The organism is Duganella sp. GW822-FHT06D06, from assembly GCF_058799615.1.
On the sequence record NZ_JBXALQ010000020.1, the window covers coordinates 77,193 to 101,657 of the forward strand.

General features: G+C 64.8%; 23 protein-coding genes. 14 read left to right on the forward strand and 9 right to left on the reverse strand.

What is annotated here, in order from left to right; translation table 11 throughout:
- Positions 1-6: 6 nt before the first annotated feature.
- Positions 7-429, reverse strand: a complete 423-nt coding sequence (locus AC1RMD_RS26845; RefSeq protein ID WP_492931165.1) for a divergent PAP2 family protein — start codon at positions 427-429, stop codon at positions 7-9.
- Positions 430-538: 109 nt separating this feature from the next.
- Here AC1RMD_RS26845 and AC1RMD_RS26850 point away from each other — a divergent pair, with 109 nt between their 5' ends.
- The 3 genes from AC1RMD_RS26850 (at position 539) to AC1RMD_RS26860 (ending at position 3,063) form a co-directional block, all read left to right on the forward strand.
- Positions 539-1,597 (forward strand): DUF475 domain-containing protein, encoded by a 1,059-nt coding sequence (locus AC1RMD_RS26850; protein ID WP_492931167.1) that lies wholly within the window; start codon positions 539-541, stop codon positions 1,595-1,597.
- Between the two features lie 36 nt (positions 1,598-1,633).
- Positions 1,634-2,005: a DUF8785 domain-containing protein gene (locus tag AC1RMD_RS26855; protein ID WP_492931169.1), complete on the forward strand. Its 372-nt coding sequence runs from the start codon at positions 1,634-1,636 to the stop codon at positions 2,003-2,005.
- A 98-nt stretch (positions 2,006-2,103) separates the two neighbouring features.
- On the forward strand, positions 2,104-3,063 hold the full coding sequence (locus tag AC1RMD_RS26860; RefSeq protein WP_492931171.1) for a hypothetical protein: 960 nt from the start codon (positions 2,104-2,106) through the stop codon (positions 3,061-3,063).
- Positions 3,064-3,161: 98 nt separating this feature from the next.
- Here the strand turns inward: AC1RMD_RS26860 and AC1RMD_RS26865 are convergent, their stop codons facing one another.
- From AC1RMD_RS26865 to AC1RMD_RS26875, 3 genes are all read right to left on the reverse strand, one after another.
- A complete protein-coding gene (locus AC1RMD_RS26865; RefSeq protein ID WP_492931173.1) occupies positions 3,162-5,474 on the reverse strand; it encodes a coiled-coil domain-containing protein in 2,313 nt (770 codons plus the stop codon).
- 128 nt (positions 5,475-5,602) lie between these two features.
- The gene (locus tag AC1RMD_RS26870) at positions 5,603-6,325 is read right to left on the reverse strand and encodes a hypothetical protein (protein WP_492931175.1); all 723 of its coding nucleotides are present in this window, start codon (positions 6,323-6,325) and stop codon (positions 5,603-5,605) included.
- 87 nt (positions 6,326-6,412) lie between these two features.
- Entirely contained in the window at positions 6,413-7,501 is a 1,089-nt protein-coding gene (locus tag AC1RMD_RS26875; protein WP_492931177.1) for a serine/threonine protein kinase, read from the reverse strand.
- 63 nt (positions 7,502-7,564) lie between these two features.
- Between AC1RMD_RS26875 and AC1RMD_RS26880 the strand changes: the two genes are divergently transcribed.
- The 7 genes from AC1RMD_RS26880 to AC1RMD_RS26910 all read left to right on the forward strand — a co-directional run bounded on the left by AC1RMD_RS26880 (position 7,565) and on the right by AC1RMD_RS26910 (position 15,947).
- Positions 7,565-8,260: a UPF0149 family protein gene (locus AC1RMD_RS26880; protein ID WP_332856415.1), complete on the forward strand. Its 696-nt coding sequence runs from the start codon at positions 7,565-7,567 to the stop codon at positions 8,258-8,260.
- A gap of 4 nt (positions 8,261-8,264) precedes the next feature.
- Positions 8,265-9,104: a carboxylesterase family protein gene (locus AC1RMD_RS26885; RefSeq protein ID WP_492931179.1), complete on the forward strand. Its 840-nt coding sequence runs from the start codon at positions 8,265-8,267 to the stop codon at positions 9,102-9,104.
- Between the two features lie 9 nt (positions 9,105-9,113).
- Positions 9,114-9,845 carry a CPBP family intramembrane glutamic endopeptidase gene (locus AC1RMD_RS26890; RefSeq protein ID WP_492931181.1) on the forward strand — a complete coding sequence of 244 codons (732 nt, stop codon included), beginning with the start codon at positions 9,114-9,116 and terminating at the stop codon, positions 9,843-9,845.
- Between the two features lie 151 nt (positions 9,846-9,996).
- Entirely contained in the window at positions 9,997-11,910 is a 1,914-nt protein-coding gene (locus AC1RMD_RS26895; RefSeq protein WP_492931183.1) for a DUF1800 domain-containing protein, read from the forward strand.
- Positions 11,911-11,921: 11 nt separating this feature from the next.
- Complete coding sequence (locus tag AC1RMD_RS26900; protein ID WP_492931185.1) at positions 11,922-13,304, forward strand: DUF1501 domain-containing protein; 1,383 nt, start codon at positions 11,922-11,924, stop codon at positions 13,302-13,304.
- A gap of 144 nt (positions 13,305-13,448) precedes the next feature.
- Entirely contained in the window at positions 13,449-14,174 is a 726-nt protein-coding gene (locus AC1RMD_RS26905) for a substrate-binding periplasmic protein (RefSeq protein WP_492931187.1), read from the forward strand.
- Positions 14,175-14,192: 18 nt separating this feature from the next.
- Entirely contained in the window at positions 14,193-15,947 is a 1,755-nt protein-coding gene (locus AC1RMD_RS26910; protein ID WP_492931189.1) for a sensor histidine kinase, read from the forward strand.
- Between the two features lie 9 nt (positions 15,948-15,956).
- On the opposite strand, the gene AC1RMD_RS26915 is transcribed toward AC1RMD_RS26910, so the two are convergent.
- The 5 genes from AC1RMD_RS26915 to orn form a co-directional block, all read right to left on the reverse strand.
- A complete protein-coding gene (locus AC1RMD_RS26915; RefSeq protein ID WP_492931191.1) occupies positions 15,957-16,259 on the reverse strand; it encodes a hypothetical protein in 303 nt (100 codons plus the stop codon).
- A gap of 121 nt (positions 16,260-16,380) precedes the next feature.
- Positions 16,381-17,025, reverse strand: coding sequence for a Pr6Pr family membrane protein (locus tag AC1RMD_RS26920; RefSeq protein ID WP_492931193.1), 645 nt, complete (start codon positions 17,023-17,025; stop codon positions 16,381-16,383).
- 10 nt (positions 17,026-17,035) lie between these two features.
- A complete protein-coding gene (locus AC1RMD_RS26925; protein ID WP_492931195.1) occupies positions 17,036-18,010 on the reverse strand; it encodes a hypothetical protein in 975 nt (324 codons plus the stop codon).
- 22 nt (positions 18,011-18,032) lie between these two features.
- Positions 18,033-18,164: a hypothetical protein gene (locus AC1RMD_RS26930; protein ID WP_492931197.1), complete on the reverse strand. Its 132-nt coding sequence runs from the start codon at positions 18,162-18,164 to the stop codon at positions 18,033-18,035.
- A gap of 62 nt (positions 18,165-18,226) precedes the next feature.
- Complete coding sequence (gene orn / locus AC1RMD_RS26935) at positions 18,227-18,823, reverse strand: oligoribonuclease (RefSeq protein WP_492931199.1); 597 nt, start codon at positions 18,821-18,823, stop codon at positions 18,227-18,229.
- Positions 18,824-18,876: 53 nt separating this feature from the next.
- On the opposite strand from orn, the gene AC1RMD_RS26940 reads away from it, so the two are divergent.
- The 4 genes from AC1RMD_RS26940 to AC1RMD_RS26955 all read left to right on the forward strand — a co-directional run bounded on the left by AC1RMD_RS26940 (position 18,877) and on the right by AC1RMD_RS26955 (position 24,377).
- Positions 18,877-20,145, forward strand: a complete 1,269-nt coding sequence (locus AC1RMD_RS26940) for a M48 family metallopeptidase (RefSeq protein WP_492931201.1) — start codon at positions 18,877-18,879, stop codon at positions 20,143-20,145.
- Complete coding sequence (locus AC1RMD_RS26945; RefSeq protein WP_492931203.1) at positions 20,142-20,501, forward strand: 4a-hydroxytetrahydrobiopterin dehydratase; 360 nt, start codon at positions 20,142-20,144, stop codon at positions 20,499-20,501. Before AC1RMD_RS26940 ends, AC1RMD_RS26945 begins: the two co-directional genes overlap by 4 nt.
- Complete coding sequence (gene rsgA, locus AC1RMD_RS26950; protein WP_492931205.1) at positions 20,498-21,418, forward strand: ribosome small subunit-dependent GTPase A; 921 nt, start codon at positions 20,498-20,500, stop codon at positions 21,416-21,418. Before AC1RMD_RS26945 ends, rsgA begins: the two co-directional genes overlap by 4 nt.
- 124 nt (positions 21,419-21,542) lie before the next feature.
- Positions 21,543-24,377, forward strand: coding sequence for a sensor histidine kinase (locus tag AC1RMD_RS26955; protein ID WP_492931207.1), 2,835 nt, complete (start codon positions 21,543-21,545; stop codon positions 24,375-24,377).
- Positions 24,378-24,465 lie beyond the last annotated feature (88 nt).

Consider the following 24,465-nt stretch of genomic DNA (forward strand, 5'->3'; position numbering starts at 1 on the left):
GCGGGATCAGCCGCGGCCGAAGATGGCGTGGATGGCGTGGGCGATGGCGATGCCGGTGCACAGGCCGCCGCCGATTTCCACCAGCGTGTGGCCCATGCGCTCGCGCAGCCAGGTGTGGCCGCCATCTTCCTTGGCCAGCCGGTTGATCGCCGCCGCCTGCTTGCCGACGTGCTGGCGCAGGCTGTTGGCGTCGATGATGACGATGAAGCACAGCGTGACCGCCACGCCGAAGGCCGGATGGCCGATGCCCTCGCGCAGCGCGATCAGAGTCGCCATGCTGGACACCACCGCGCTGTGATTGCTGGGAAAACCGCCGTTGCCGACCAGGTTGAACGCCCATTTGCGCGCCTTGGCGCTATTAATCAGAAACTTGATCGGCCCGACCGTGATCCAGGTAATCAGCGGGGTGACGAGGTAAGCGATGTCCATCGGTGGTTCCTTTGCATTTTTGTGCCGCAATTATCGCAGATGGCCCTACAGCGACGGAAGCATCTGCTATAAAATTCAGGCCACCCTTCCCATTTCCATAAATACAACGATGCAACACTTCAGAATCTCATTTGCCGTCACTTTCGTCCTGATGGCGCTGGCCGCCTGGTGGGGCTACTCCCACGGCGGCGTCGCCGGCCTGCTGCAAGCGGTGTGGGTGGCCGCCGTGCTGGGCGTGATGGAAGTGTCGCTATCGTTCGACAACGCGGTGGTCAACGCCTCGGTGTTGCGGCACTGGGACGCGTTCTGGCAAAAGCTGTTCCTGACGGTCGGCATCGTCGTCGCGGTGTTCGGCATGCGGCTGCTGTTCCCGCTGCTGATCGTCTCGCTGGCGACCGGCCTGGGCCTGATGGACGTTTGGCGGATGGCCACCGCCAACCCGGCCGAGTACGCCCGCCACCTGACCGGCGCCCACGCCCAGGTGGCGGCCTTCGGCGGCGCCTTCCTGCTGCTGGTGTTCCTGAACTTCCTGTTCGACGAGGAAAAAGAGCTGCACTGGCTGGGCTGGATGGAGAAAAAACTGGGCCAGCACGGCACCGAGACGCTGGCCGTGCTGGTGGCGCTGGGGGCGGTGTTCGCCTGCGTCGGCCTGGTGCCGGTGGAGGAAAAGTACACGGTACTGGCGGCCGGCGTGATCGGCGTGGCGGTGTATCTTGCGGTCGGCTGGATCAGCACGCTGCTGGAGGAAGACCCGCCGGAAGAGGACGACGACCTCACCGAGGCCGGCGTCGGCGCGGTGGTGGCGACGGTGGCGCGCGGCAGCTTCGGCGGCTTCCTGTACCTGGAAGTGCTGGACGCCTCGTTCAGCTTCGACGGCGTGATCGGCGCCTTCGCCATCACCAGCGACGTCGTCATCATCATGCTGGGGCTGGCCATCGGCGCCATGTTCGTGCGCTCGCTGACGGTGTTCCTGGTGCACAAGGGCACGCTGGACGAATACGTCTACCTGGAGCACGGCGCCCACTACGCCATCGGCATTTTGGCGCTGATCATGCTGGCCAGCGTCAAATACCATATTCCGGAATGGTTCACCGGTTTGTCGGGGGTGGCGTTCATCGGCGTGGCGCTGTGGTCGTCGATCCGCCACAAACGCCGGCTGGCCGCGTGATAAGATTAAAAACATTGCACTCAACCCTAGCCATCCATGACCACTTCCAAACGCGTAACGCTCTACCTCGTCGGCCTGCTGGCCGCCGCCCTGCTGATCTTCATGGCCTACACCTGGATCATGCTGCACATGTCCTACTCGGACGGCGAACGGGCCGGCTACCTGCAAAAATTCTCCAGCCGGGGCTGGGTCTGCAAGACCTGGGAAGGCGAAATCCTGCTGACCTCGATGCCGGGCGCCATCCCCGAGAAATTCGAGTTCAGCGTGCGCGACGACGCCGTCGCCCAGCAGCTGATGGCGGCCACCGGCAAGCGCGTGGTGCTGAGCTACTCGCAGCACAAGGGCGTGCCCAGCCAGTGCTTCGGCGAAACCGAGTACTACATCACCAAGGTGCAGGTTCAACCTTGAATTCCGGCCGCGATTATTGCCGCATCAGCAATATGGCGCGGCATTTCCTGAGTTTCCGGTAATCTCGGCAGTATTCCTGACAGAAACCGAAACCACCTATGCCCAAACGCCTCCCCCTCCTGCTCGTCACTCTGCTGGCGGGCGCCGCAGTTCATGCCCAGGATTTGTCGCTGCAGGGCGGCGCCCTGCGCGTCAGCGGCACCAATGAGAACTCGTTCGCGGTCGGCGTCAACTACGCGCAGCCGGTGGGCGACTACCTGGCGCTGAGCCTGGGCTACCTGAACGAAGGCCATCCGCACAACCACCATCGCGACGGCGTCGCCGCCCAGCTGTGGTTGCGCTCGCACATCAGCGAACAGGGCCTGTCCTGGGGCGTGGGTGTGGGCCAGTACTACTTCTTCGACACCTCCCGTCCCGGCGGCGGCAGCGGCCAGCCCTACATCAACGACCACGGCTGGGCGCCGATCTACAGCGTGCAAGCCAGCTGGCACCATCCCAACCGCTGGTACACCCAGGTGCAGCTGAACCGCGTGGTGCCGACCGGCGCCAAGGATCCGAGCACCTCGCTGCTGGTGGGGGTCGGCTACCGCTTCGACAGCGTGCGCGGCGACAAGCTGCACCTGGACGGCGGCAAGTCGACCGACGACACGGTGACGGTGCTGGCCGGGCAAAGCATCGTCAACAGCCTGGAGTCGGAGCGATCAAAGGCCACCAGCATCGAATACCGGCGCGCGGTCGGGCGCTATGTGGACTGGACCGTGACGGCACTGAGCGAAGGCACCTCGGCCGGCACGCACCGCACCGGCGTGGCGACGCAGCTATGGCTGATCCGTTCATTGAACCGCGACATGGAGTTGGGGATGGGCGTGGGGCCGTACCTGGCGTTTGAAGTGCACGACGTGCCAGGCACGCGTTCGCACAAGGCGGGACTGGTGTCGGTGGCGGGCCGCTACCACTTCAGCAAGCGGATAGTCGGCACGCTGTCGCTGAACCGCGTCGTCACCGACTACCACCGCGACGCCGACCTGCTGCTGGTCGGCGTCGGCTACAGCTACTAACCCGGGGGGTCAAGTCTGACATTCGGACACGAGCTCGACCGTAGCGACCTGCTACGGTCGAGCTCGTGTCCGAATGTCAGACTTGACCCCCGGCGGTTTTAGCGGGCGCGCCAGACGGCTTTGCCGGCTTCGGCTGGCGGGGCCAGGCGGGCGGCTTCCTTGCGGGCGCGGGCGGCGTCCAGCGTGGCGACCACTGCGCCCTCTTCCGCTTGCTTGCACTCGCCGGCGGCCACGGCTACCTTCGCTTGCACCGCCGCCAGCGCTTTTTGCGCGGCGGCGTGGCGGCGGGTTTCCAGTTCCAGCAATTTCTGTTTGGCGGCGGTCATCGCGGCGGTGGTGTCGGCCACCTTGCGCTGCATCGCGGCGTGCGCCTGGGCGGCTTCCAGCAGGGCCAGCTGTGCCGCGGCCTTGTCGGCCAGCGCTTGCACGGTGGCTTGTTCGGCCAGCCCGCGCTGGTGCATCGCATCGGCTTCGGCCTGCTCGGCGTCGGCGCGCTGGCGGGCGCAGGTGGCGACATTCCGTTCCGCTTCCAGGCGGCCGGCGATCGCTTTCGATGCGCGGATTTCCGCGGCGGTGGTCAGGCGCTGCTGGGTCAGCTTCTGGTCGATCAGCGCCAGCGATTGACGCTCGGTTTCTATGAATTCACGCTCGGCCAGCAACAGCGCTTCGGCGGTGGCGGCCTTCTCCTGTTCGACGCGGGCGCGCTCGGCATGCACCACGCCCAGCTCGACCGCCAAGCGGGCTTGCGCCGCCAGCGCCTGTCCGGCGATGGCTTTCTGTTCGGCTTCCAGCGATACCTGCGCGGCCATCAGGCGGGCCGCTTCGGCTTCCTTTTCAGCGGCGGCGGCCAGGCGCTGCTCGGCTTCCTGCTGCTGACGATAGGCTTCGGTCTGCGCGCGCTCGGCGGCGATGCGGTGTTGCGCTGCGTCGCTGGCGTCCTGCTCGGCGTTCAGTTTCTCTTTCAGCGCGGCGATGGCTTGCTGCTCGGCGGCGGCACGGGCCTGCTCAGCTTGCAGCAGCGCTTGCGCCTGCCCGGCCTTTTGCGTGGCCACGGCGTTGGCCTGGTTCTGCGCTTCGACATGCAGCGCCAGCGTGGCGATTTCCTGCTGTTCGGCGGCGTTCCGGCTGGCGGCCAGTTCGGCGGCGGCGCGCGACAAGGCGGCGCGTTCCTCGGCCAGCTCGGCGGCGCGCTGCTGTTCCAGGCTGTCGGTGCGGGCGGCCTCGGCGGCGGCTTCATCGGCGGCCTGGCGCAGCTTGGCTTGCTCCAGCGCCAGCGTCTCGGCTTCGACCTTGGTATGGGTTTTCAGTTCGGCTTCCTGCTCGGCCTGCACGCGGGCCAGCGCCACGGCGCGCAGCTGGCTGTCCACTTCGATGCGCGCTTCGGTCGCGGCCAGGATGCTGGCGTCCGCATCGCGGCGCGCCTGGGCGCTGGCCGCGGCCACCATCTCCAGGCGTTCGCGGTGGATCGCGGCGTCGCGGATTTCCTTTTCGGTTTGCAGGCGCAGGTGCAGCGATTGCGCGGCGCTGCGCTCGGATTCTGCCCTGGCCTGCGCGATCTGCTCGCGCTCCTGCTCCAGGTGCGCCAGGGCGCGGGCTTCTTCCAGCGCGCGCACTTCGGCGGCGGCGCGGTTAAAGGCCGATTCCAGCGCGATCTGGTCGGCGCGCTCGCGCTGCACGGTCAGGTCCAGCGCTTCGGCTTCGGCCTGCACCAGCATCTGTGCGGTCTGGCGGGCGGCGTAGGCGTGGCGCTCGCGTTCGCGCGCCATGGTCGCTACGCGCGCATCGGCGGAGGCGATGCCGACCACTTCTTCCTTGGCGGCCTGCACGGCGGCAACGCGCTCAACCGCTTGCAGGCGGGCTTGCTCGGTTTGGCTCGCCAGCTCCTCGGCGGCGCGCGAGGCTTGTTCGGCCAGCTCGGTTTCGGCGGCGATCTGTTCGTGGGCGCGCTTGCGGCTTTCGCTTTCGGCTTTGGCGCGCTGTTCGGCGGCCACGCGGATTTGGGTGTCGGCTTCGACCCGGGCGCGCAGTTCGGCGGTTTCCTGTTTGACGGCGTCCAGCCGGGCCACGCTGGCCTGGGCGGCGGCGCGCAGCGATTCCAGACGCTCGCGGTTGGCGGCGATCGCCTCCTCCGACGCTTGCGCATTCTGCAGCGCGACGGCGGCGGCGGCGGCGTCCATCGCGGCGCGGTCTTCGGCCAGCGAGCGGGCGCGGGCTTCGGCGTGGGCGCGGTTCTCGGCGGCGCAGGCGGCCTTGGCGTCGGCTTCGACGCGGGCGATCGCTTCCTGGATCGCCTTCATTTCCATCGCGGCGCGCGGGGTGTGGGTCGGTTCGTCCGGGTCATGCAGCGCCATCATGGGGAGCAGTGTGACGCCGTCTTGTACGCTGTCTTGTTTGGCCAGTTGTGCTTGCATGAGGGTTCTCGCTAGACGATATGTCCCGGCACCAACCAGGACTTCTGAGTTCTCATTATCAAGCACGGGGCAGGCAAGCCGAACCGCAAGAAGAGCGGGAAATACCCGCCAATTCGACGGATCCGAGGCTAGATCTTGGGCACCGGAGCCTGCCGGCGTTTTTCCATCTCGTCCTTGCGCTCTTGCTCGACCAGCGCCTCCAGCGCCGCGGCTTCGCGGCTATGCGCAACGAAGTCCACCATGCTGACCTGAATCTCCTGGATCTCCGCGCCCTGGTTCTTAAACTCCGTCAGCATGACGGCCACCGTCTGACGGCACATCTCATAACTTTTGGCGAAACCGTTGTAATTGACATTTCCGGCCACAGCCACCTTGCAAACATCCGGGCTGTCATTGGGCTTGTAGCGATTCGACTCCAGGGACATCCACTCAAGCGGCCCCAGCTGGCCGCCGTGCTTGGTGACCGGTCCGTATTTTGCGATCAGGGCCTTTTCCATTTCAGCGCGCGATACCGGCTGGTCGAACCGCTCGCGGCGGGCGATGGCCTCCACCGTGCTCGTCTTCTGTCCAAAACCGACCTTGACGTAGCCCTTCTCATTCGGCAGCCTTCCAGGCCTCGGCACCAGATATTGGTACTCGCGCCTCTGCGGCCGGGCCGGCATGCCGAGCCGCGCCACATAGTCCTCCTTGCCGACCAGCTTGTAGCCCAGTCCGGTGAGCACTTTGTCGATTTGCGCCGGCGTATCGCCGATCTTGATACCCAGGGTTTCCATCACCAGGGGCGGGTTCTGGGCCTGCGCGGCGGCCGTCAGGGACAGCAACAGGGCAATTTGCAGACTACGTTTCAGCATGGTTTTCCTTTGGTTGGTCAGGCGCTTGCGGCCACGATGTTTTTTTACCTCAACGTTGCCTACTTTACACCAAGCCAACGCCGCTTGCTAGATCGGCAGCGGCGGCTCGTCCATCAGCGAAATCTGCTCCTTCAGCTCCAGGATGCGGTCCTGCCAGTAGCGCTGGGTGTTGAACCACGGGAAGGCCACCGGGAAGGCCGGATCGTCCCAGCGCCGCGCCAGCCAGGCCGAGTAGTGGATCAGCCGCAGCGTGCGCAGCGCTTCGACCAGGTGCAGCTGGCGCGGGTCGAACTCGCAGAAGTCTTCATAGCCTGCCAGGATGTCGCACATCTGGCGCACCTGGTCGGCGCGCTCGCCGGACAGCATCATCCACAAGTCCTGGATCGCCGGGCCCATGCGGCTGTCGTCGAAGTCGACGAAGTGCGGGCCGGCGTCGGTCCACAGCACATTGCCGCCGTGGCAATCGCCGTGCAGGCGCAGCTGCGGCAGCTCGCCGGCGCGCTCGTAGCTGCGGCGCACGCCGTCCAGCGCCTGCGCCGAGACGCTGGCGTAGGCTTCCCGCAAATCGGCCGGAATGAACTGCTTGGCCTGCAAAAACTCGCACGGCTCGGTGCCGAAGGTGGCGATGTCGATCGCCGGCCGCTGCAGATACGGCTTGATCGCGCCCACCGCGTGGATGCGGGCGATGAAGCGCCCGGTCCATTCCAGCACCGACGGATCGCTCAGCTCGGGCGCGCGGCCGCCGTGACGGGTGAACACAGCGAAGCGGAAGCCGTTGAAATGGTGCAGCGTGGCCCGGTCCGGGCCCAAGGCCAGCGCCGGCACCACCGGAATCTCGCGCGCGGCCAGTTCATCGGTGAAAGCGTGCTCTTCCAGGATGGCCGCGTCGCTCCAGCGGCCGGGACGGTAAAACTTCACCACCAGCGGCTTGTCGTCCTCGATGCCGACCTGGTAGACCCGGTTTTCATAGCTGTTCAGTCCCAGCAGGCGGCCGTCGCCGCGCAGACCGATGCTGTCGAGCGCATCGAGCACGCACTCCGGATTGAGCGCCGAATAAGGATGCGGCGCCGGTTCCTGCTGGCTGTCGGCCGCCCCGCCCTGCGGGTCGGCCATGCTGGCGGCCAGGGCCGCTGCGCGGGCGTCTTCTGCTTCGTCGTCGAAATGATCTTGGTTCATGCCCGCATTGTACGGGGCGCGGCGTGTATACTGTCGGCTTCAATCCAATAAAAAGAGCAAGCCATGCAACTCGACCAGCCACTGAGCGAAAAAGAATTCGACGAACTAGACAACTTCCTGTTGTCCGACCGCAGCCCTGAAGATGCGATGACGATGGATATGCTGCACGGCTATCTGACCGCCATCGCCATCGGCCCGGAACCCATCATGCCGGTGGAGTGGCTCAAGCGCGTCTGGGGCCAGGAAGATACCGACGTCCCGAAATTCAAAAACGAAAAGGAAGAGGAACGCATCCTCAACCTGATCATGCGCTTCATGAACGAAGTGCTGGTGACGTTCGAAGTGGCGCCGAAGGAATTCGAGCCGCTGTTCGTCGAGCACGAGCACGAAGGCCAGACCCTGATCGACGCCGAAGCCTGGTGCTGGGGCTTCTGGGAAGGCATGGAGCTGCGTCCCGGTTCGTGGGACGAGATCTGGGAATCGGACATCCAGGAACTGATGAAGCCTATCTACCTGCTGGGCGCCGACGAGATCGAGGAAGAGGAACTGCCGCTGGTGGAGGATCCGGTCAAGGCGCACAAGCTGGGCCAGGAACTGGAAGCCAACCTGCCGGCCATCTACAAGTTCTGGGTACCGCGCCGCAAGCCGGCCGTGACCACCCTGGTGCGCGAAGAACCCAAGGTCGGCCGCAACGACGACTGCCCTTGTGGCAGCGGCAAGAAGTACAAAAAGTGCCACGGCGCTGACACGGCGGAATAAGCCCATGTCCATGCGTGGTGTACTCCTCACTCTATTGCTGGCGGCAGGTTGCGCGTCGGCCGCCCAGCCGGAACTGCTGACCGACCGCACCACGCCTGCCAGCCAGGCCGCCGACGCGGCCCTGCTGAAAGCGCTGGACCGCGACGTGTTCTACAACGGCGCCTACGCCGGCCCGACCGGCAAGCTGAACTACCGCATCATGTCGCCGGCCACCCTGCAGCCCGGCAAGCGCTATCCGCTGATCATCGTGCTGCACGGTTCCGACGCCGTCGGCAACGACAACAACAGCCAGCTTGGCAAGCTCGCGCTGTCCTGGTCCGCCCCTGCGATCCGCATGCGCTACCCCGCCTACGTCGTGGTGCCGCAGTTCGCCGAGCGCAGCGCCAACTACTCGCCGTCTTCCACCGACGGCCTGCTGGCGGCCAAGCCCGGCCCCAACCTGCCTTCCCTGCAAGCGCTGGTGGAAACCCTGAAGCCGCAGTTCGCCATCGACACCGACCGCATCTACGTCACCGGTTTTTCGATGGGCGCTTCCGCCGCCACGCAGGCGGTGCTGCAAGACCAGGACATGTACGCCGCCGCTGTGGCCTTCTCCGGCATCGCGCCGGAACGCGCCGCCGCCGCGCAGCTGAAAGACCTGCCGCTGCTGTTGGTCCACGGCGACGCCGACACCGAGAATTCCATCGAGCCGGACCGCGCGCTGTTCGCCGCCTTGCAGCGCCAGCCAGGCGGCGCCAAAGCCCGCCTGCTCGAATACCGCGACTTGGGGCACACCGTGCCCGCCGACATGCTGCTCGCCACCGCCTGGCGCGACTGGCTGTTCGCCCAGCACAAGGCACGCTAACCGCCATACATGGCCATGCAATTTTTAAATTACCCCGTCGCTGACGTAATTTTCACGTTGTACCTGCTGGTGTATTTTCCTATCGATAGCATTTGGCGCAGTTTATCCAAGACACCGCCAAAGCCCAATCTGCCCGTTTTGCAGAGCTATTGGCGGCAGGGGCGTTATGTCCTGGCGCTGCTCGCTGTGTTCATGCTGGTCGCGTGGCTGGGAAATCACTCGGCGAATCAACTTGGCTTGGATATTCCGTTGTCGCCTCGCGGGGCCTGGGGGCTGGCGATAGTGGCCGTCCTCATGCTGGTCCTGCATGTTTTAGGCAAGCGGGCGGAATCCAAAATGAGTCCGGAAGACCGCATCAAGCAAGAAGACAAGCTACGCGAAATGCCATTTTCAATGCCCCGGACGCGCCTGGAAATTGTGGCGTACTTCGTGACCATGGTCGGCATGACGGCGACATGGGAAGTGCTATTCCGGGGGTATTTGCTGCTTGTGCTCACGCCGGTCACTGGTTTGCCGCTCGCAGTCTCGCTGGCTGCCATTTCCTACGGCGCGGGGCACGGATTCAAGAGCGTCAAGCAATTCCTGGGCTCCATCGCTGTAGCGTTTGCATTCACCATCGGATACGCGCTGACAGGCAGCTTGTGGTGGCTGATGGTGCTGCATGCCGCTGCTCCGATAACGATGTTCTGTGCGACGCGTAAGTTGGGCCTGGAGAAACCAGTGGATGCGGCATCCGCGTGAGCCCGGCTGACGAAAATTGTCAGCCTCCGCCTGACATTTTTTGTCCGACACTGGCAAATTTTGTCGCCTCTCCATGTAAATCAAGCACTTAGAGATTGGCACAGATGTTGCCAGATGACTCCCGTCGCCTGAAAAACAATGGGAGAAGTCGATGTCATTTTTACCAACACGTATCTGGCCGGTGGCCTGCCTGCTGAGCCTGAGCGGCTCGGTGTGGGCCGCCACCGCCACGGTGGAGAGCACCGCCAGGGGGCCTGTCGCACTGGGCAGCAAAGTCTGGTTCCTCGGCCGGGTCGATGGACACGGCGTCTACATGAATTTCGCCGTCAACGGCATCCCCGGCGGCAATGCCACCTACGGCAGGCTGAATTCGCAGAACGGCCAATACATCGCGCCGTCCGTGCTGCCGGCCAATGTCATGATCACGATCACCGGCACCACCACCAAGGATGCCAAGCTGGGCGCCAATCTGTCGGCCAGCACCACGCTGACTTTGAAGAAGGCGGGCACGCCGACACCCACTCCAACGCCCTCGCCGACACCTGAACCAACGCAAAGCCCAACGCCTGCGCCTACGCCCGCCCCTACGCCGACGCCAACACCCGCGCCAGCCCCGCCACCGATCGGCCAACAGCCTGCACCGGACGCCGCCAAAATCAGCGCCGTGCGCCTGCTGGAGCAAGCCACCTTCGGCGCCACGCCTGCCGATGTCGCCGCGATCAAGGCCAACGGCCAGACCGCCTGGCTCAAGCAGCAGTTCGCCATGCCGGCCAGCGCCATCCCCGTCACCACCGACATGAGGCTGCTGCAAAACACCTGGTACAAAAACATGGCGTCCGGCCCGGACCAGCTGCGCCAGCGCATGATCTTCGCGCTGTCGCAGCTGTTCGTCGTCTCGGCCGACAAGAACCCCTACGCCAACGAAATCCAGCCCTGGCTGACCACCATCTCCAACAACGCCTTCGGCAACTTCAACACCCTGCTGCGCGAGATGACGCTCAATCCTGCGATGGGAAAATATCTCGACCTCGGCAACAGCATCACGCCGTCGCCGAACGAAAACTACGCCCGCGAAGTGATGCAGCTGTTCACGCTCGGCCCGGTCATGCTGAACCAGGACGGCAGCGTGCAGACCGACCGCAACGGCGACCCCATCCCCACCTACGACCAGGCCCGCATCAGCGACTTCGCGCGCGCCCTGAGCGGCTGGACCTATCCCGGCAGCAGCGCCACCGGCATCAACTGGGAAAGCTACACCGGCCCGCTGCAACCGCGCGACAGGTTCCACGACAAAGGCAGCAAGACGCTGCTGCTGGGCGCCGTGCTGCCGGCCGGCCAGAGCGCCGCGCAGGACATGGACGGCGTGATGCAGAACCTGTTCCAGCATCCCAACCTGCCGCCGTTCATCGCCACGCGGCTGATACGCGCCTTCGTCACCAGCAACCCCAGCCCGGCCTACATCACCCGCGTGGCCGACGTGTTCGCCTACGGCGCGGCCGGACGCGGCGACCTGCAAGCCACGCTGACCGCCGTGCTGACCGATCCCGAAGCGCGCCAGGACCAGCCGGCCCCCACGCAAGGCCACCTGAAGGATCCGATGCTGCATTCGATCGGCCTGTTCCGCGCGCTGGGCGCCAGCATCACCGATCCGAGCAACCTGTTCTGGGACTACTTCCTGCTGGGCCAGAAGATCACCGCCGCGCCGAGCGTGTTCAACTTCTACTCGCCGATGACGCGCCTGCCCGGCTCGCCGCAATACTACGGTCCCGAGTTCCAGCTGTACGCGCCCAGCCTGGCCGTGGCGCGCGCCAACTTCCTGTACAAGTTCATCTCCGGCGAATACAAGGGCATGGTCAACCTCGACATCACGCCGTTTGTCAGCGTGGCCGGCAACGCCACCGCGCTGGTCAACCTGGTCGACGCCACCTTGCTGGCGGGCCGCATGTCGGCCACCGCGCGGCAGGCGATCGGCACGGCCGTCAACGCCACCACCGACCCGCGCCAGCGCGCCATCAGCGCGCTCTACCTGGCCGCCATCAGCGCCGAATTCGCCGTCGCACAATAAGGACAACGATCATGAACCAGCACTCACACTCCCGCCGCGGCTTCCTCGGCGCCAGCGCGCAGACCGGCCTGATGGGCGCGCTCTCCGCCCTGGGCCTGAGCGGCGTGGCCACGCCGGCCCGCGCCGCCGTCACCGACTACAAGGCGCTGGTCTGCCTCTACATGTTCGGCGGTAACGACGGCAACAACATGATCGTGCCGCTCGACAGCACCCGCTACGCGCAATACAACGCCATCCGCGGCAGCCACGGCCTGGCCTTGTCGAGCGCGGCCAACACACTGCTGGCCGCGCGCAGCGCCACCTTGCAGGCGACCGACCATCCGCTGACGCAGCCGTTCGGCTTCCACTACGGCATGCCGGAGCTGGACGCGCTGTACGGACAGGGCCAGGTGGCCGCCATCCTCAACGTCGGCAACCTGCGCCAGCCGCTGAGCAAGGCGCAATACCTGGCCGGCGCCGGCGTACCATCGCAACTGTTCTCGCACCCGGACCAGACCATCCAGAACCAGGCCGGCACGCCCTCTTCCGCCGCCACCGGCTGGGGCGGGCGCTTGCTCGATGTGCTCGGCACCGGCGGCCACCTGGATGCGATCGCGGTCGGCGCCGGCGGCCTGTTTGTCGAAGGCGCCAGCACCCACGGCAATCTGCTGCCGGGCAACGGCCAGTTGAACCTGGCCGGCATGAATTTCTGGCCGCAGAAGGAAGCCGATGCGCGGCGCGCGGCGCTGGTGCAGATCCTGTCGGCGCAGCATCCCAACCTGATCGCCGGCGCCGCCAACAAGGCGCTGCTGAACGGCATGGAACTGGTGACCGATCTGAAGAACGCCAACGCCGGCGCGCCGCTGTCCACCGCATTTCCCGGCACCTCGCTGGGCCAGCAGTTGAAGACGGTCGCGCAGCTGATCCGCATCCGCTCGCAGCAAGGGCCGGGGCGGCAGGTGTACTTCGTTTCGCAGGGCGGCTTCGACACCCACGGCGGCCAGGCCTACCAGCAGTTCGACATGCTGCGCCAGGTATCGCAGGCGCTGGCCGCGTTCCAGCTGGCGCTGGCGGAGATCCGCGCCACGCAGCAGGTGACCAGTTTCACGATGTCCGAATTCGGCCGCACCTTGCAGCCCAACAGCGGCGGCACCGATCACGCATGGGGCAATCATCACTTGGTGGTCGGCGCGGCGGTCAAGGGCGGGCTGTACGGCCAGTTCCCCGACTTCACGCTGGGCGGCAAGGACGACGCCACCGGGCGCGGCGCATGGATACCGCAGTTCTCCAACCAGCAATACGGCGCCACGCTGGGCCGCTGGTTCGGCGCCGACGCGGACATGTTGCAGAACCAGGTCTTCAAGAACGAATTGGCTGGCTTCCCGCAGGCCGACCTGGGCTTCATGCTGAGCTGACGCCATCATTTTGTCGCGTATTTTTAACATCCCTGCCCGGTGCAAAAACTTCATTCCCGTCAGCAAAACAACCCTGCTATAGTGAATTAGTGCTATCAATTAGGGAGTTGCATGTCGTTGACGCGCGCCGGCTGGAGAGATGGAATGAAATACCTGCTTTGCTGCCTCGTGCTGGCCTGCCGCCTGGCCTCGGCCGAAACCATCACCCTGGGCGCGGAAGACGACTGGGCGCCGTATTCGTCGGCGGTGGAGCGCAGCGCGCGCGGCTTCTCGGTCGACGTGATCCGCGAAGCTTTCGCCGCCGTCGGCGTCAGCGTCAACTTCGAAGTGCTGCCCTATTCCCGCTGCCTGGACGACACCAGGCGCGGCCGCCTGGTCGGCTGCTTCGACGCCGTCCCCAACGCGATGATAGGCGGCAGCTTCCTGTGGCACAAGCAGCCGCTGTTCACCACCCACATGAACGTCTACGCGCTGAGCGACTCGCCGGAAAGCGGCTTGACCGCCAGGCAGCTGGAAGGCAAGACCGTCGGCGTCGAGCGCGGCTATGAATATGGCGACGAGTTCGACCTGAACACCAAGATCGTGCGCCGCATCGTCGACAAAAATGTCCAGGGATTCAGGATGCTGCTGGCCAAGCGCATCCAATACATGGCGGCCGAAGAACGCATCGCGAAAGCCCTGTTCATCAAGGAGGCGGCGGAACTCGGCGGCAAGTTCAAGCTGGTGGGTACAGTATCCACGCCCGGCCTATTCATCGCCTTCAGCAAAATGGGGCCGGACGGCGCCAAATATCTCGCTCAATTCAACCGCGGTTACACGATCATTCGGGACAATGGCCGCTACAAGGCGATTGAAGCCATCTGGTTTTAATGCGCCAACGGAGGCCATGTGCAAGCGGTACCAGCCAAGCTCGGTCTACAGTCGCCTTCGGGTAAGGATGGCGGTCCGTCCGCCGCACCGCTGCTGTCCGGCGACTCCATCGCCGCGCGCCTGCTGCGGATTATTTTCTGCTGCTACTTCATCGTGACCGTGGTGGTCACGCTGGTGCAGCTGGCGGCCGAATACAAGCACACCAAGGAACGCCTGGTGCTTGAGATCCGCGCGATGCAGCAAACCTTCGGCCCCGGCATCGCCGACGCCATGTGGCGCTTCAACGACGACATCCTGCGCGGCATCCTGAGCGGCATGAGCGAGCTGCCGGTGGTGGCCGGCATCAAGGTGGCCGACGATCACGGCAAGCTGGTGCGCGCCGTCGGCACCGTGCTCGATCAGGGCGTCAAGGTGCACGCCGAAGCCGACGGCCATCTGAAACCGGAGCCGGCCAGCGACGGCTTGTTCGCGGAAATCTTCAGCCAGGACTTCCCCATCCTCTACAACGACGAGAACGGCCAGGCGCGCGTGATCGGCACCTGGACCGTGTATTCGAACCAGCGCATCATCGTCAAACAGGTCGAGTACGGCTTCTTCCTCATCCTGGTCAACTCGGTCATCAAGACTTGCGCGCTGTGGTTCATCTTCCTGTTCGTGGTGCGGCGCTACCTGGGCCAGCCGCTGCGCCAACTGAGCGAGTTCGTCGGCCAACTGAACATCGCCAACCTGGGCGACCGCGTGTTCGTGCTGAACGACCGCGGCCACCACGAGCTGCATCTGCTGACCAACAAGCTCAACGAAATGATCGCCAACATCAAGGCCTCGGTGGCGGAGAATGAGCAGCTGTACCGCCAGCTGCAAGTGGAGCAGACCGCCACCCGCCAGTTGAACGAATCGCTGGAACGGCGCGTCGCCGAACGCACGGCCGACCTGGTCACGGCCAACAAGGATTTGGCCCGGGCCATCGACACCTTGCGGATCGCGCAGGAGGAATTGGTCAACAGCGAAAAACTGGCGGCGCTCGGCTCGCTGGTGGCGGGCGTCGCGCATGAATTGAATACGCCGATCGGCAACGGCCTGCTGGCGGCCACGGTGCTGGCCGACAAAACGCGCCAGTTCGCCAGCGACTACCGCACCGGCCTGACGCGCAGCACCACCGAAGCCTACATCAGCGACATGACCCAGATCACCGAGCTGGTGGTGCGCAACATCGCCCGCTCGGCGGACCTGGTGACCAGCTTCAAGCAGGTGGCGGTCGACCAGACCAGCTCGCAGCGACGCCACTTCCAACTGGCCGAGGTGGTCGCGGAAAACATCAAGGCGCTGCTGCCGACGATTAACAAGACCGCCTACGTCATCGAGCAGGCCGTGCCGGAAACACTGACGATGGACAGCTATCCGGGGCCGATCGGCCAGGTGCTGATCAACCTGATCAACAACGCCATCGTGCACGGCTTTGCGGGGCGCAGCAACGGCGCCATCACGATCGCCGCCAGCGCGGCCGAGGATGGCTGGTTGGAACTGCGAGTCAGCGACGACGGCGTGGGCATCGCGCCGGACCACCTGGGCCGCATCTACGATCCCTTCTTCACCACCAAGCTGGGCGCGGGCTGTTCGGGGCTGGGGCTCAACATCAGCCACAACATCGTGACCGGCCTGCTGGGCGGGAAAATCCGCGCCACCAGCCAGGTCGGCGGCGGCACCACCTTCGCGCTGCACCTGCCGCTGGTGGCCCCGCGCCACGATGAACTGCCTGCCGCGGTGGAAGCGTGACGCCTGAGACTACTTGGAAAGTTTCAGTTTGGTGTACTCAAGCGCGATGCGTTTGTACTCAGCCTCTGCAAACCGTTTCAAAGCGTCTCGCATCAGCGGTTGGTAGCCGACCCCATGAAATTCCGCGATTTTTTTATAATCTTCAATCAGTTCCTTCTGCAACCGAATGGAGATTAGTTGGAGGCCCATGCCATCGTCGACCTGATGTTCAATGTCGATCGAAGCAGTTCGAGCGTGGAAAGCGCCGCGACCTAGCGCGCCCTCCTCCCAGGCCTCCGGCGTACTTTCAATTTTCTTTGCTCTTTGTCTCATAGATACGCCCCCGTTTGCGTATATACAAATTTACGCCGAATGTCATTGATAATCAAAAAATTCCTTGATTTACCTGACTGGCATTGTATATACAAAAAAAAACCGGCAACTCTGAGTTAGCTCAAGCCTTGGCGCTAGCCGGGCTGCGAAGCCGGGCGATGCCTTTGACCAGGGCGCCTAGCCCGACAAACAAGACCAGCAGCACGACCGCGTTCAGCATGGTCCGGCCGTAGCCGATGCTGCCGGCGTCGATGAAGTGATAGGGGTACATGCCGATCAACTCGCCCCGCAGCAGGACGTAGGCAAAATAAACTGCCGGATAGGCGCTCCAGGCCAACGGCGCCAGCGTGGAGTCGGGTTGTTGCGGCACGCGCCAGATCCAGTAAGCGAGCAGCATCAGCGGCACGACATAGTGCAGCGTCATGTCGGCCGCCCACTGCCAGCCCTGCGGGCTCCAGAGATGCTGCAGCAGGATATGGTAGGCGATGCAGACAAACATGATGGCCGTCGTGGCGCACCCCAGCTTGGCGTCCGTGGCAAACCAGCGCGCCATCCGCGTGCCACCGTAGACCAGTGGCAGTGTCACCACCAGGCCGACGAAGATGTTGGTCAAGATCGTGAAGAAGCCAAAGTAGAGCACCAAGCCATCGACAATGGACTCGCTTGCGCCCAGATAGCCGTTCAATCGCAGCAAAAGGCCGAACCACGTTACCACCGCGATCACCGTCAGCGCGATACGGTCGCGGGGCTTAGGTTTTGTCGTCATAGGCACTCGCTTATTCAACCGTCAGTTCATCGGGGACGTTGTAGACGAAGGCTTTGCTGTCGAACATCAGCTTCCAGATCTTCGCCTCCAAGGGCGCGCCGTATTGCGTGCCCTTGACGTTGACCGTCAGCGGCCCCGGTTGCGGACCGATGACGTCGGCGGTGCGGTAGGTCCAGCGGCTGTGCTCGCAGCGCATCGGTTCGGTATCGTCCATCGTCTCGGCTTCCTGCGCTGCCGGCTCGACGGCCTGCTCCTGGTTGCCCATCGCTTCCACCGCCTTGCGCCAGGTCTCGTGGTCGGCATTGGCTTGCGCGCAATCACCCGGGTCAGCATCCACCGAGGCCTTGAAGCGGGCCAGCAAGGCGATCTCCTCGCCGTGCGGCGCCAGCATCACGTTGCTGACCATGACCGGCTCGGAGACCTGCCGGGTGCCGGTCTGCACCTTCAGCACCCAGCCCCAGGTGCGCTCGGACAAGGCTTCAAAGCGCACCTTCTCCGGCGTCACCGGCACATCGCTCTCGTAGCGGAATGGCGAACTGATCTCGACCAGTCCGCCGCCGGGCTTGGTGTCGGGACGGATCTGGAACACGCCATAGAAATTCCGCCCATTGCCCTTCAGCGAAACACCGCTGGCGGCGAAGAACAGCTCGTCGCTCGCGCCCACCGCCTCGATCCGCGCCTGCTGGATCACCCGCACCAGGAAAGGTTCGTTGGATTCGTCCACATACACCCAGCCCTTTTTCTCCGCCGAGTATTTGCCGTAGGTGCGCGTCATCGCCTCGTCGATGGAGGCGGTCTCGTCGATTTTGATCAGCTGCGGCTCGGCGTTGGCCTTGATGAAGGCAGCCACCAGCAGCGCGATCATCAGCACGCCCAGCACCGCCAGCGTGTACAGCACGTAGCGGGGCCACTTGCGGCGCTTGGGCGGCGGCGGGGCCTGGACGGGAGTTTGTTCGGCGACGCCGGGTTCGATCAGATCGGACATGAGAATTCCTGCAAAGAGGTTGCTAATTTAACATTTGCATAATTGTAATGCCAAAAGGAAAAACCAGGCGCGCGATAAGTCTGCCCGTCACTTGACCAGCCTCCCGCCTCGCAGCTAGCGCCGCCGTTATCAAAACAAGTTTCAATTTTTTCATGGCTTTTGCCGCAGGCGAAAAAAAACAGGTTCGACGGAACCTGTTTCGGAGATGCATGCAGCTTACAGCTTGATGAAGTGCTCGCGGTAGTACTTCAGCTCGTCGATCGACTCGATGATGTCGGCCATCGCGGTGTGCTTCTGGTGTTTCTTGAAGCCGCCGACGATTTCCGGTTTCCAGCGCTTGCACAACTCTTTCAGCGTCGACACGTCGATATTCCGGTAGTGGAAGTAGGCTTCCAGCTTCGGCATGTAGCGCACCATGAAGCGGCGGTCCTGGCCGATGGTGTTGCCGCACATCGGCGCTTTGCCCTTGGGCACCCACAGCTTCATGAACTTGATCAGTTCCTCTTCCGCCTGGGCGTCGGTCACGGTCGACGCCTTGACGCGCTCGATCAGGCCCGAACGGCCGTGCGTGCCCTTGTTCCAGGCATCCATCTTGTCCAGCGTCTCGTCGCTCTGGTGGATCGCGAACACCGGGCCTTCTGCCAGCACATTCAGGTGCATGTCGGTGATCACCACGGCAACTTCGATGATACGGTCGGTGTCCGGCTCCAGGCCGGTCATTTCCATATCGACCCAGACCAGGTTAAATTCATTCTGGCGCGGGGTGATGGCCTCTGGTGCGGAAGCTTCTGGCAATTCGTTAGCTTGTGACATAATTCTCTCTTGGCTTCATTAATCCGAATCCGCCATTTTCTCACAGGCATAGAATGTATTCACTCGCGTTTTCGATTTTGTTTGTATCTTTCATCATTTTGACGCTGATGGTGCGCTTCTGGCTCGCCTCGCGCCATATCCGCCATGTGCTGGCCCACCGCAGCGCCGTGCCGGCCGAATTCGCCGAAAAAATCCCTCTTGCAGCCCACCAGAAGGCGGCCGACTACACCGTCGCCCGCACCAAGTTCGGCCTGCTGACGCTGCTGGTCAACACCGTGGTGCTGGTCGGCTTCACCTTGCTGGGCGGCCTGCAATGGCTGTCGGTGGAGCTCTTCAAACTGACCGGCCCCGGCATGGTCTACCAGCTGGCGCTGCTGGGTGCCTTCGCCCTGATCAGCGGCATCATCGACCTGCCGTTCGACTACTACAAGCAGTTCGGCCTGGAACAGCGCTTCGGCTTCAACAAGATGAGCCAAAGCCTGTTCTTCGCCGACCTGCTCAAGGGCCTGCTGCTGGGCGCGGCCATCGGCCTGCCGCTGGTATGGGTCATGCTGACGCTGATGGAAAAATCCGGCAACCTGTGGTGGCTGTACGCCTGGCTGGTGTGGAGCGGTTTCCAGCTGCTGATGATGGTGCTGTTCCCGACCGTGATCGCGCCGCTGTTCAACAAGTTCACGCCGCTGGAAGACCAGTCGCTGAAAGCCCGCATCGAAGGCCTGATGAGCCGCGTCGGCTTCGCCTCCAAGGGCCTGTTCGTGATGGACGGCTCCAAGCGCAGCGCCCACGGCAACGCCTACTTCTCCGGCTTCGGCGCCAACAAGCGCATCGTGTTCTTCGACACCCTGCTGTCGCGCCTGCAACCGCAGGAAATCGAGGCGGTGCTGGCGCACGAACTGGGCCACTTCAAGCTCAAGCACATCATCAAGCGCATCGGCATGATGTTCGCGCTGTCGCTGGCCTTCCTGGCGCTGCTGGGCTACCTGAAGAACCAGCTGTGGTTCTATACCGGCCTGGGCGTCGATCCGCTGCTGCTGCCCGGCCAGGGCAACGACGCCATGGTGCTGCTGCTGTTCATGCTGGTGCTGCCGGTGTTCACCTTCCTGTTCGGCCCGCTGACCTCGATCAGCTCGCGCAAGCACGAGTTCGAAGCCGACGCCTTCGCCGCCCGCCACACCGACGCCCGCGACCTGGTCTCGGCGCTGGTCAAGATGTACGAGGACAACGCCTCGACCCTGACGCCGGATCCGCTGCACTCGGCCTTCTACGACTCGCATCCGCCGGCCAGCGTGCGCATCCGTCAGCTGCACGCGGCGGCCGCATGATCAACACCCACGCCGACCTGCTGAACCGCAACTGCCATCCGGCCAAGGACGCGCTCAGCGCCGACGAGGCCGCGCGCCTGGTGGCGCTGCTGCCCGGCTGGTCGCTGGAAAACGGCAAGCTGGTCCGCACCTTCGGCTTCACCAACTACTATCGCACCATGGCCTTCGTCAACGCGCTGGCCTACCTGAGCCACGCGGAAGACCATCACCCGGAAATGACCGTGACTTATAAAAACTGCATCGTCCGCTACGACACCCATTCGGTCAACCACGGCCAGGGCGGCCTGTCGAACAACGACTTCATCTGCGCGGCCAAGGCCGGCGTACTGTTCCACTCGACGGCGGTCAAGCAATGAGCAACCCGACCCAACTGAACGCCATCATCATCGCCGCCCACGGCCGCCACTACCTGGCCGAGGCGGACGGCGTCAAGCTGCAATGCGTCACGCGCGGCAAGAAGACCAACGTCGCCGTCGGCGACCAGGTGCGCATCACCTTGACCTCCCCCGACCAGGGCGTGATCGACAAGATCGAGGAACGCAAGACCCTGCTCTACCGCTCGGACCAGTACAAGTCCAAGCTACTGGCGGCCAACCTGACGCAGCTGTTCATCGTCGTCGCCACCGAGCCCGGCTTCGCCGACGACCTGGTGTCGCGTTCGCTGGTGGCGGCCGAGGCGGCCGGCATCACCGCCCGCCTGATCCTCAACAAGACCGACGTCACCGAATCACTGGCGCGCACCCGCGAACGCCTGCAACCGTACGCCTCGCTGGGCTACCCGGTGCATGAGGTGTCGGCCAAGGCCAGGCCGGACGAGGCGCTGGCCGTGCTGAAGCCGCTGCTGGCCGGCCAGTCGTCGATCCTGATCGGCCAGTCCGGCATGGGCAAGTCCTCGCTGATCAACCTGCTGGTGCCGGACGCCGACATCGCCGTGCGCGAAATCTCCGCCGCGCTCGACACCGGCAAGCACACCACCACCTTCACCCGCCTGTACCAGCTGCCGGAACTGGGACCAGAAGGAGAGAACTGCGCATCCATCATCGATTCGCCCGGCTTCCAGGAGTTCGGGCTGTACCACCTGAGCGAAGGCATGCTGGAGCGCGCCTTCGTCGACTTCGAGCCCTACCTGGGCCAGTGCAAGTTCTACAACTGCCGCCACCTGATCGAGCCGCAATGCGCGATCCTGACCGCCGTGGCCGAAGGCAAGATTGCCAAAATGCGCCACACTTTGTATGGCCAGCTGTTGCATGAATCGTCGCAAACCCTATATTAAAAAAAACAATTGTCGTAGCACACGCATAATTTGCATTTGCGGACTATAATTCCCCAAGGCAATTATCCGTGTGGTGACGTACCGCAGCCCCATCCCCGCTGCCCCACCCGGTCCAAGGACACCGATGGACATGTTTGCGGTCGACGACGAAGTAACGCACTGGGAAGCGGCCCTGCTGCCGCTGCGCGGTCCTGCGCGCCTGCCGGTGCTGGTGCCGCTGGCCTGGCACCTGCGCCAGCGCGACACCATGCGCGCCGTCGCCCTGGCCACCGAGGGCCGCCAGCTGCTGCCCGCCACCGCCCTGTCGCCGGACGACATGCGCCTGGTTTCCGCCCGCCTGCTGCTGGTGCAGGCCGAAGCCGTCTGGCTGGCCGGCGAACTCGATGACGCCGCCGTCCTGGCCGAACAAGCCTACGATCAACTGTGCCAGCTGGGCGACCACCAGGGCTGCGCCGACGCCCACTGGCTGCGCGCCTGGATCGCCATCGACCGCGGCGACCACCGCGCCGGCGAGAGCGAATTGGAACTGATGGCCGCCGCCGCTCGCCAGGCCGGCGACGCACAGCGCGCCGACATCGCCGAAGCGGCCATCGCCCGCTGGGCCGTGCTGCAAGACCATCGCTCGGCCGAACGCCGCTGGGGCCAGCGCTTCGCCGCCGCCCCGGCGCCGCAGCATCCCGGCGCGGCGGCCTGGGTGTACGACTTCTTCGGCCTGTCCGCCAGCCAGCACAGCGACCACGGCGCCGCCGCGCGGCACTACATCCACTGCTACGAAACGGCGCTGGAGACCGGCCAGATCCGCGTGGCCGTCACCGCCGCGATCAACATCGGCCTCAATTTCACCATCCTCAACGACCACCACTCGGCGCTGGAATGGCTGCAAAGCGCGCTCGATCTGGCGCGGCCCACCGGCTGGCCGCGCAGCATCGGCGCCTGCCTGATGCACACCGCCGAAACCATGCGCCGCCTGGGCCGCCTCGACGCCACCGAAGAGCTGCTGCACGAAGCCCTGCAGATCATGACGCCGCTGCCGGGCGCGCGCAGCTACGCGCACGCGCTGTCCTACCTGGGCGACCTGGCGCTGGACAAGGCCGACTACCCGGGCGCGCTGAACGCCTTCCACCGCATGGCGGGCCGCGCCGACGCGCTGGGCCAGGCCGACTTCCAGTCGATCGCGCGGCGCGGCCAGGCGCACGCGCTGTGCTTCCTCGACCGTCCGCAGGAAGCGCTGCAGATGGCCGAACGCGCGGTGGAGCTGGCGGCCGAGCAGGCCAACCGCGACAACCACGTCGCCGCGCTGCGGGTGCTGTCGGTGATCCACGAACGCCACGCGCTGCCGCCGCCGCCCGGCATGACCGAGCAAAACGCCACTCTGCACTACCTGTACCAGGCGCTGGACGTCGCTTCCGCCATCGACGGCTACACCCTGCCCGGCGATCTGCACGACGCGCTCGGACGCGAATACGCGCGGGTCGGCGACTACGCCAAGGCCTACGCCTCGGCGCAGGCCGCGGCCGCCGCGCGCCAGAAGACCCACAGTCAGGAAGCCACCAACCGCGCCATCGCCATGCAGGTGCACCACCAGACCGAGCACGCGCGCGCCGAAGGCTACCACCACCGCGAACTGGCGGCCTCCGAAGCGCGCCGCGCCGAAGTGCTGCAGCAGACCAGCGCCACGCTGGAGCGCCTGTCGGCCATCGGCCAGGAGATCACCACCCACCTCGACGCCGCCGCCGTGTTCCAGGCGCTGACCCGCCACGTCCAGGGCCTGCTGCCGGCCAACAGCTTCGCCATCTACCTGTGCGACGCCGGCGACGAAACCGTCAGCCGCGCCTTCGGCATCGAGAACGGCCACGCGCTGCCGACCAACACCATCGCCATCGACAACCCGCGCGCCAACTCGGCGCGCTGCGTGCGCGAGCGGCGCGAGATCTATGTCGAGGAGGCGGGTCCGGACGACATCTTCCTGGCGCCCGGCACCGAGCTGATGGTCAGCGCGCTGTATGTGCCGCTGCTGGTGGGCGAGCGCGCGCTGGGCGTGATGACGGTGCAGGCCATGCACGCGCGCGCCTACGGCGAGCGGGAACGGCTGATCTTCCGCACGCTGTGCGCCTATGGCGCCATCGCGCTCGACAACGCCGAAGCCTACCGCCAGCTGAAGGACGCGCAAACCCAGCTGGTGTCGCAGGAAAAGCTGGCGGCGCTGGGCTCCCTGATGGCCGGCGTGGCGCACGAACTGAATACGCCGATCGGCAACAGCCTGCTGATCGCCAGCACGCTGATACAGAAGACCGAGGAGCTGGAAACCCAGGTCAACGGCGCCGGCCTGCGCCGCTCCGAGCTGGCCGCCTACCTGGCCGACGCCCGCAAGGCGCACGAACTGGTGATGCGCGGCCTGACCAGCGCGGCCGACCTGGTCAACAGCTTCAAGCAGGTGGCGGTCGACCGCACCACCGAGCAGCGCCGCGAGTTCAACCTGCAGCAGGTGTCGCACGAGGTGATCGCGACGATGATGAACCGCATCCGCGCCGCCAACCACCGCATCGAGATCGACGTGCCGGAACTGATCTCGATGGACAGCTATCCGGGGCCGTTCGGCCAGGTCGTCGCCAACTTCATCAACAACGCGCTGCTGCACGCCTTCGTGCGCGAGCGCAGCGGCTGCATGTGGCTGCGCGCGACCACGCCGGCCGAAGGCCGGGTGCTGATCACCTTCCGCGACAACGGCGGCGGCATCGCGCCGGAACACATGTCGCGCATCTTCGACCCCTTCTTCACCACCAAGCTCGGTCAGGGCGGCAGCGGCCTGGGACTGTCGATCAGCTACAACATTGTCACTTCGCTACTGGGCGGCCATATCAGCGTCCAGAGTTCGCGCGACGGCACCGCCTTCACCCTCGACCTGCCCGTGACCGCGCCCGAGCACCAGACGGCGGCCGCCAGCCAGATCTACACCTAGCAACCACAAGGCCGCGATACCTGTATAGACAGGAGATTCTGCGGCGATCCGCCCTATCTTCCGAATTGCCTTTATAATTGTTCGGCTA

What these genes read in the sequence shown, in the direction of transcription:
- AC1RMD_RS26880 (WP_332856415.1), top strand. Translation starts at nt 7,565, where the DNA reads ATGCAACTCGACCAGCCACTGAGCGAAAAAGAATTCGACGAACTAGAC.
- AC1RMD_RS26860 (WP_492931171.1), top strand. Translation starts at nt 2,104, where the DNA reads ATGCCCAAACGCCTCCCCCTCCTGCTCGTCACTCTGCTGGCGGGCGCC.
- AC1RMD_RS26890 (WP_492931181.1), top strand. Translation starts at nt 9,114, where the DNA reads ATGGCCATGCAATTTTTAAATTACCCCGTCGCTGACGTAATTTTCACG.
- AC1RMD_RS26865 (WP_492931173.1), bottom strand. Translation starts at nt 5,474, where the DNA reads ATGCAAGCACAACTGGCCAAACAAGACAGCGTACAAGACGGCGTCACA.
- AC1RMD_RS26905 (WP_492931187.1), top strand. Translation starts at nt 13,449, where the DNA reads ATGAAATACCTGCTTTGCTGCCTCGTGCTGGCCTGCCGCCTGGCCTCG.
- AC1RMD_RS26875 (WP_492931177.1), bottom strand. Translation starts at nt 7,501, where the DNA reads ATGAACCAAGATCATTTCGACGACGAAGCAGAAGACGCCCGCGCAGCG.
- AC1RMD_RS26955 (WP_492931207.1), top strand. Translation starts at nt 21,543, where the DNA reads ATGGACATGTTTGCGGTCGACGACGAAGTAACGCACTGGGAAGCGGCC.
- AC1RMD_RS26855 (WP_492931169.1), top strand. Translation starts at nt 1,634, where the DNA reads ATGACCACTTCCAAACGCGTAACGCTCTACCTCGTCGGCCTGCTGGCC.
- AC1RMD_RS26920 (WP_492931193.1), bottom strand. Translation starts at nt 17,025, where the DNA reads ATGACGACAAAACCTAAGCCCCGCGACCGTATCGCGCTGACGGTGATC.
- AC1RMD_RS26870 (WP_492931175.1), bottom strand. Translation starts at nt 6,325, where the DNA reads ATGCTGAAACGTAGTCTGCAAATTGCCCTGTTGCTGTCCCTGACGGCC.
- orn (WP_492931199.1), bottom strand. Translation starts at nt 18,823, where the DNA reads ATGTCACAAGCTAACGAATTGCCAGAAGCTTCCGCACCAGAGGCCATC.
- rsgA (WP_492931205.1), top strand. Translation starts at nt 20,498, where the DNA reads ATGAGCAACCCGACCCAACTGAACGCCATCATCATCGCCGCCCACGGC.
- AC1RMD_RS26925 (WP_492931195.1), bottom strand. Translation starts at nt 18,010, where the DNA reads ATGTCCGATCTGATCGAACCCGGCGTCGCCGAACAAACTCCCGTCCAG.
- AC1RMD_RS26940 (WP_492931201.1), top strand. Translation starts at nt 18,877, where the DNA reads ATGTATTCACTCGCGTTTTCGATTTTGTTTGTATCTTTCATCATTTTG.
- AC1RMD_RS26930 (WP_492931197.1), bottom strand. Translation starts at nt 18,164, where the DNA reads ATGAAAAAATTGAAACTTGTTTTGATAACGGCGGCGCTAGCTGCGAGG.
- AC1RMD_RS26915 (WP_492931191.1), bottom strand. Translation starts at nt 16,259, where the DNA reads ATGAGACAAAGAGCAAAGAAAATTGAAAGTACGCCGGAGGCCTGGGAG.
- AC1RMD_RS26900 (WP_492931185.1), top strand. Translation starts at nt 11,922, where the DNA reads ATGAACCAGCACTCACACTCCCGCCGCGGCTTCCTCGGCGCCAGCGCG.
- AC1RMD_RS26850 (WP_492931167.1), top strand. Translation starts at nt 539, where the DNA reads ATGCAACACTTCAGAATCTCATTTGCCGTCACTTTCGTCCTGATGGCG.
- AC1RMD_RS26945 (WP_492931203.1), top strand. Translation starts at nt 20,142, where the DNA reads ATGATCAACACCCACGCCGACCTGCTGAACCGCAACTGCCATCCGGCC.
- AC1RMD_RS26895 (WP_492931183.1), top strand. Translation starts at nt 9,997, where the DNA reads ATGTCATTTTTACCAACACGTATCTGGCCGGTGGCCTGCCTGCTGAGC.
- AC1RMD_RS26885 (WP_492931179.1), top strand. Translation starts at nt 8,265, where the DNA reads ATGTCCATGCGTGGTGTACTCCTCACTCTATTGCTGGCGGCAGGTTGC.
- AC1RMD_RS26845 (WP_492931165.1), bottom strand. Translation starts at nt 429, where the DNA reads ATGGACATCGCTTACCTCGTCACCCCGCTGATTACCTGGATCACGGTC.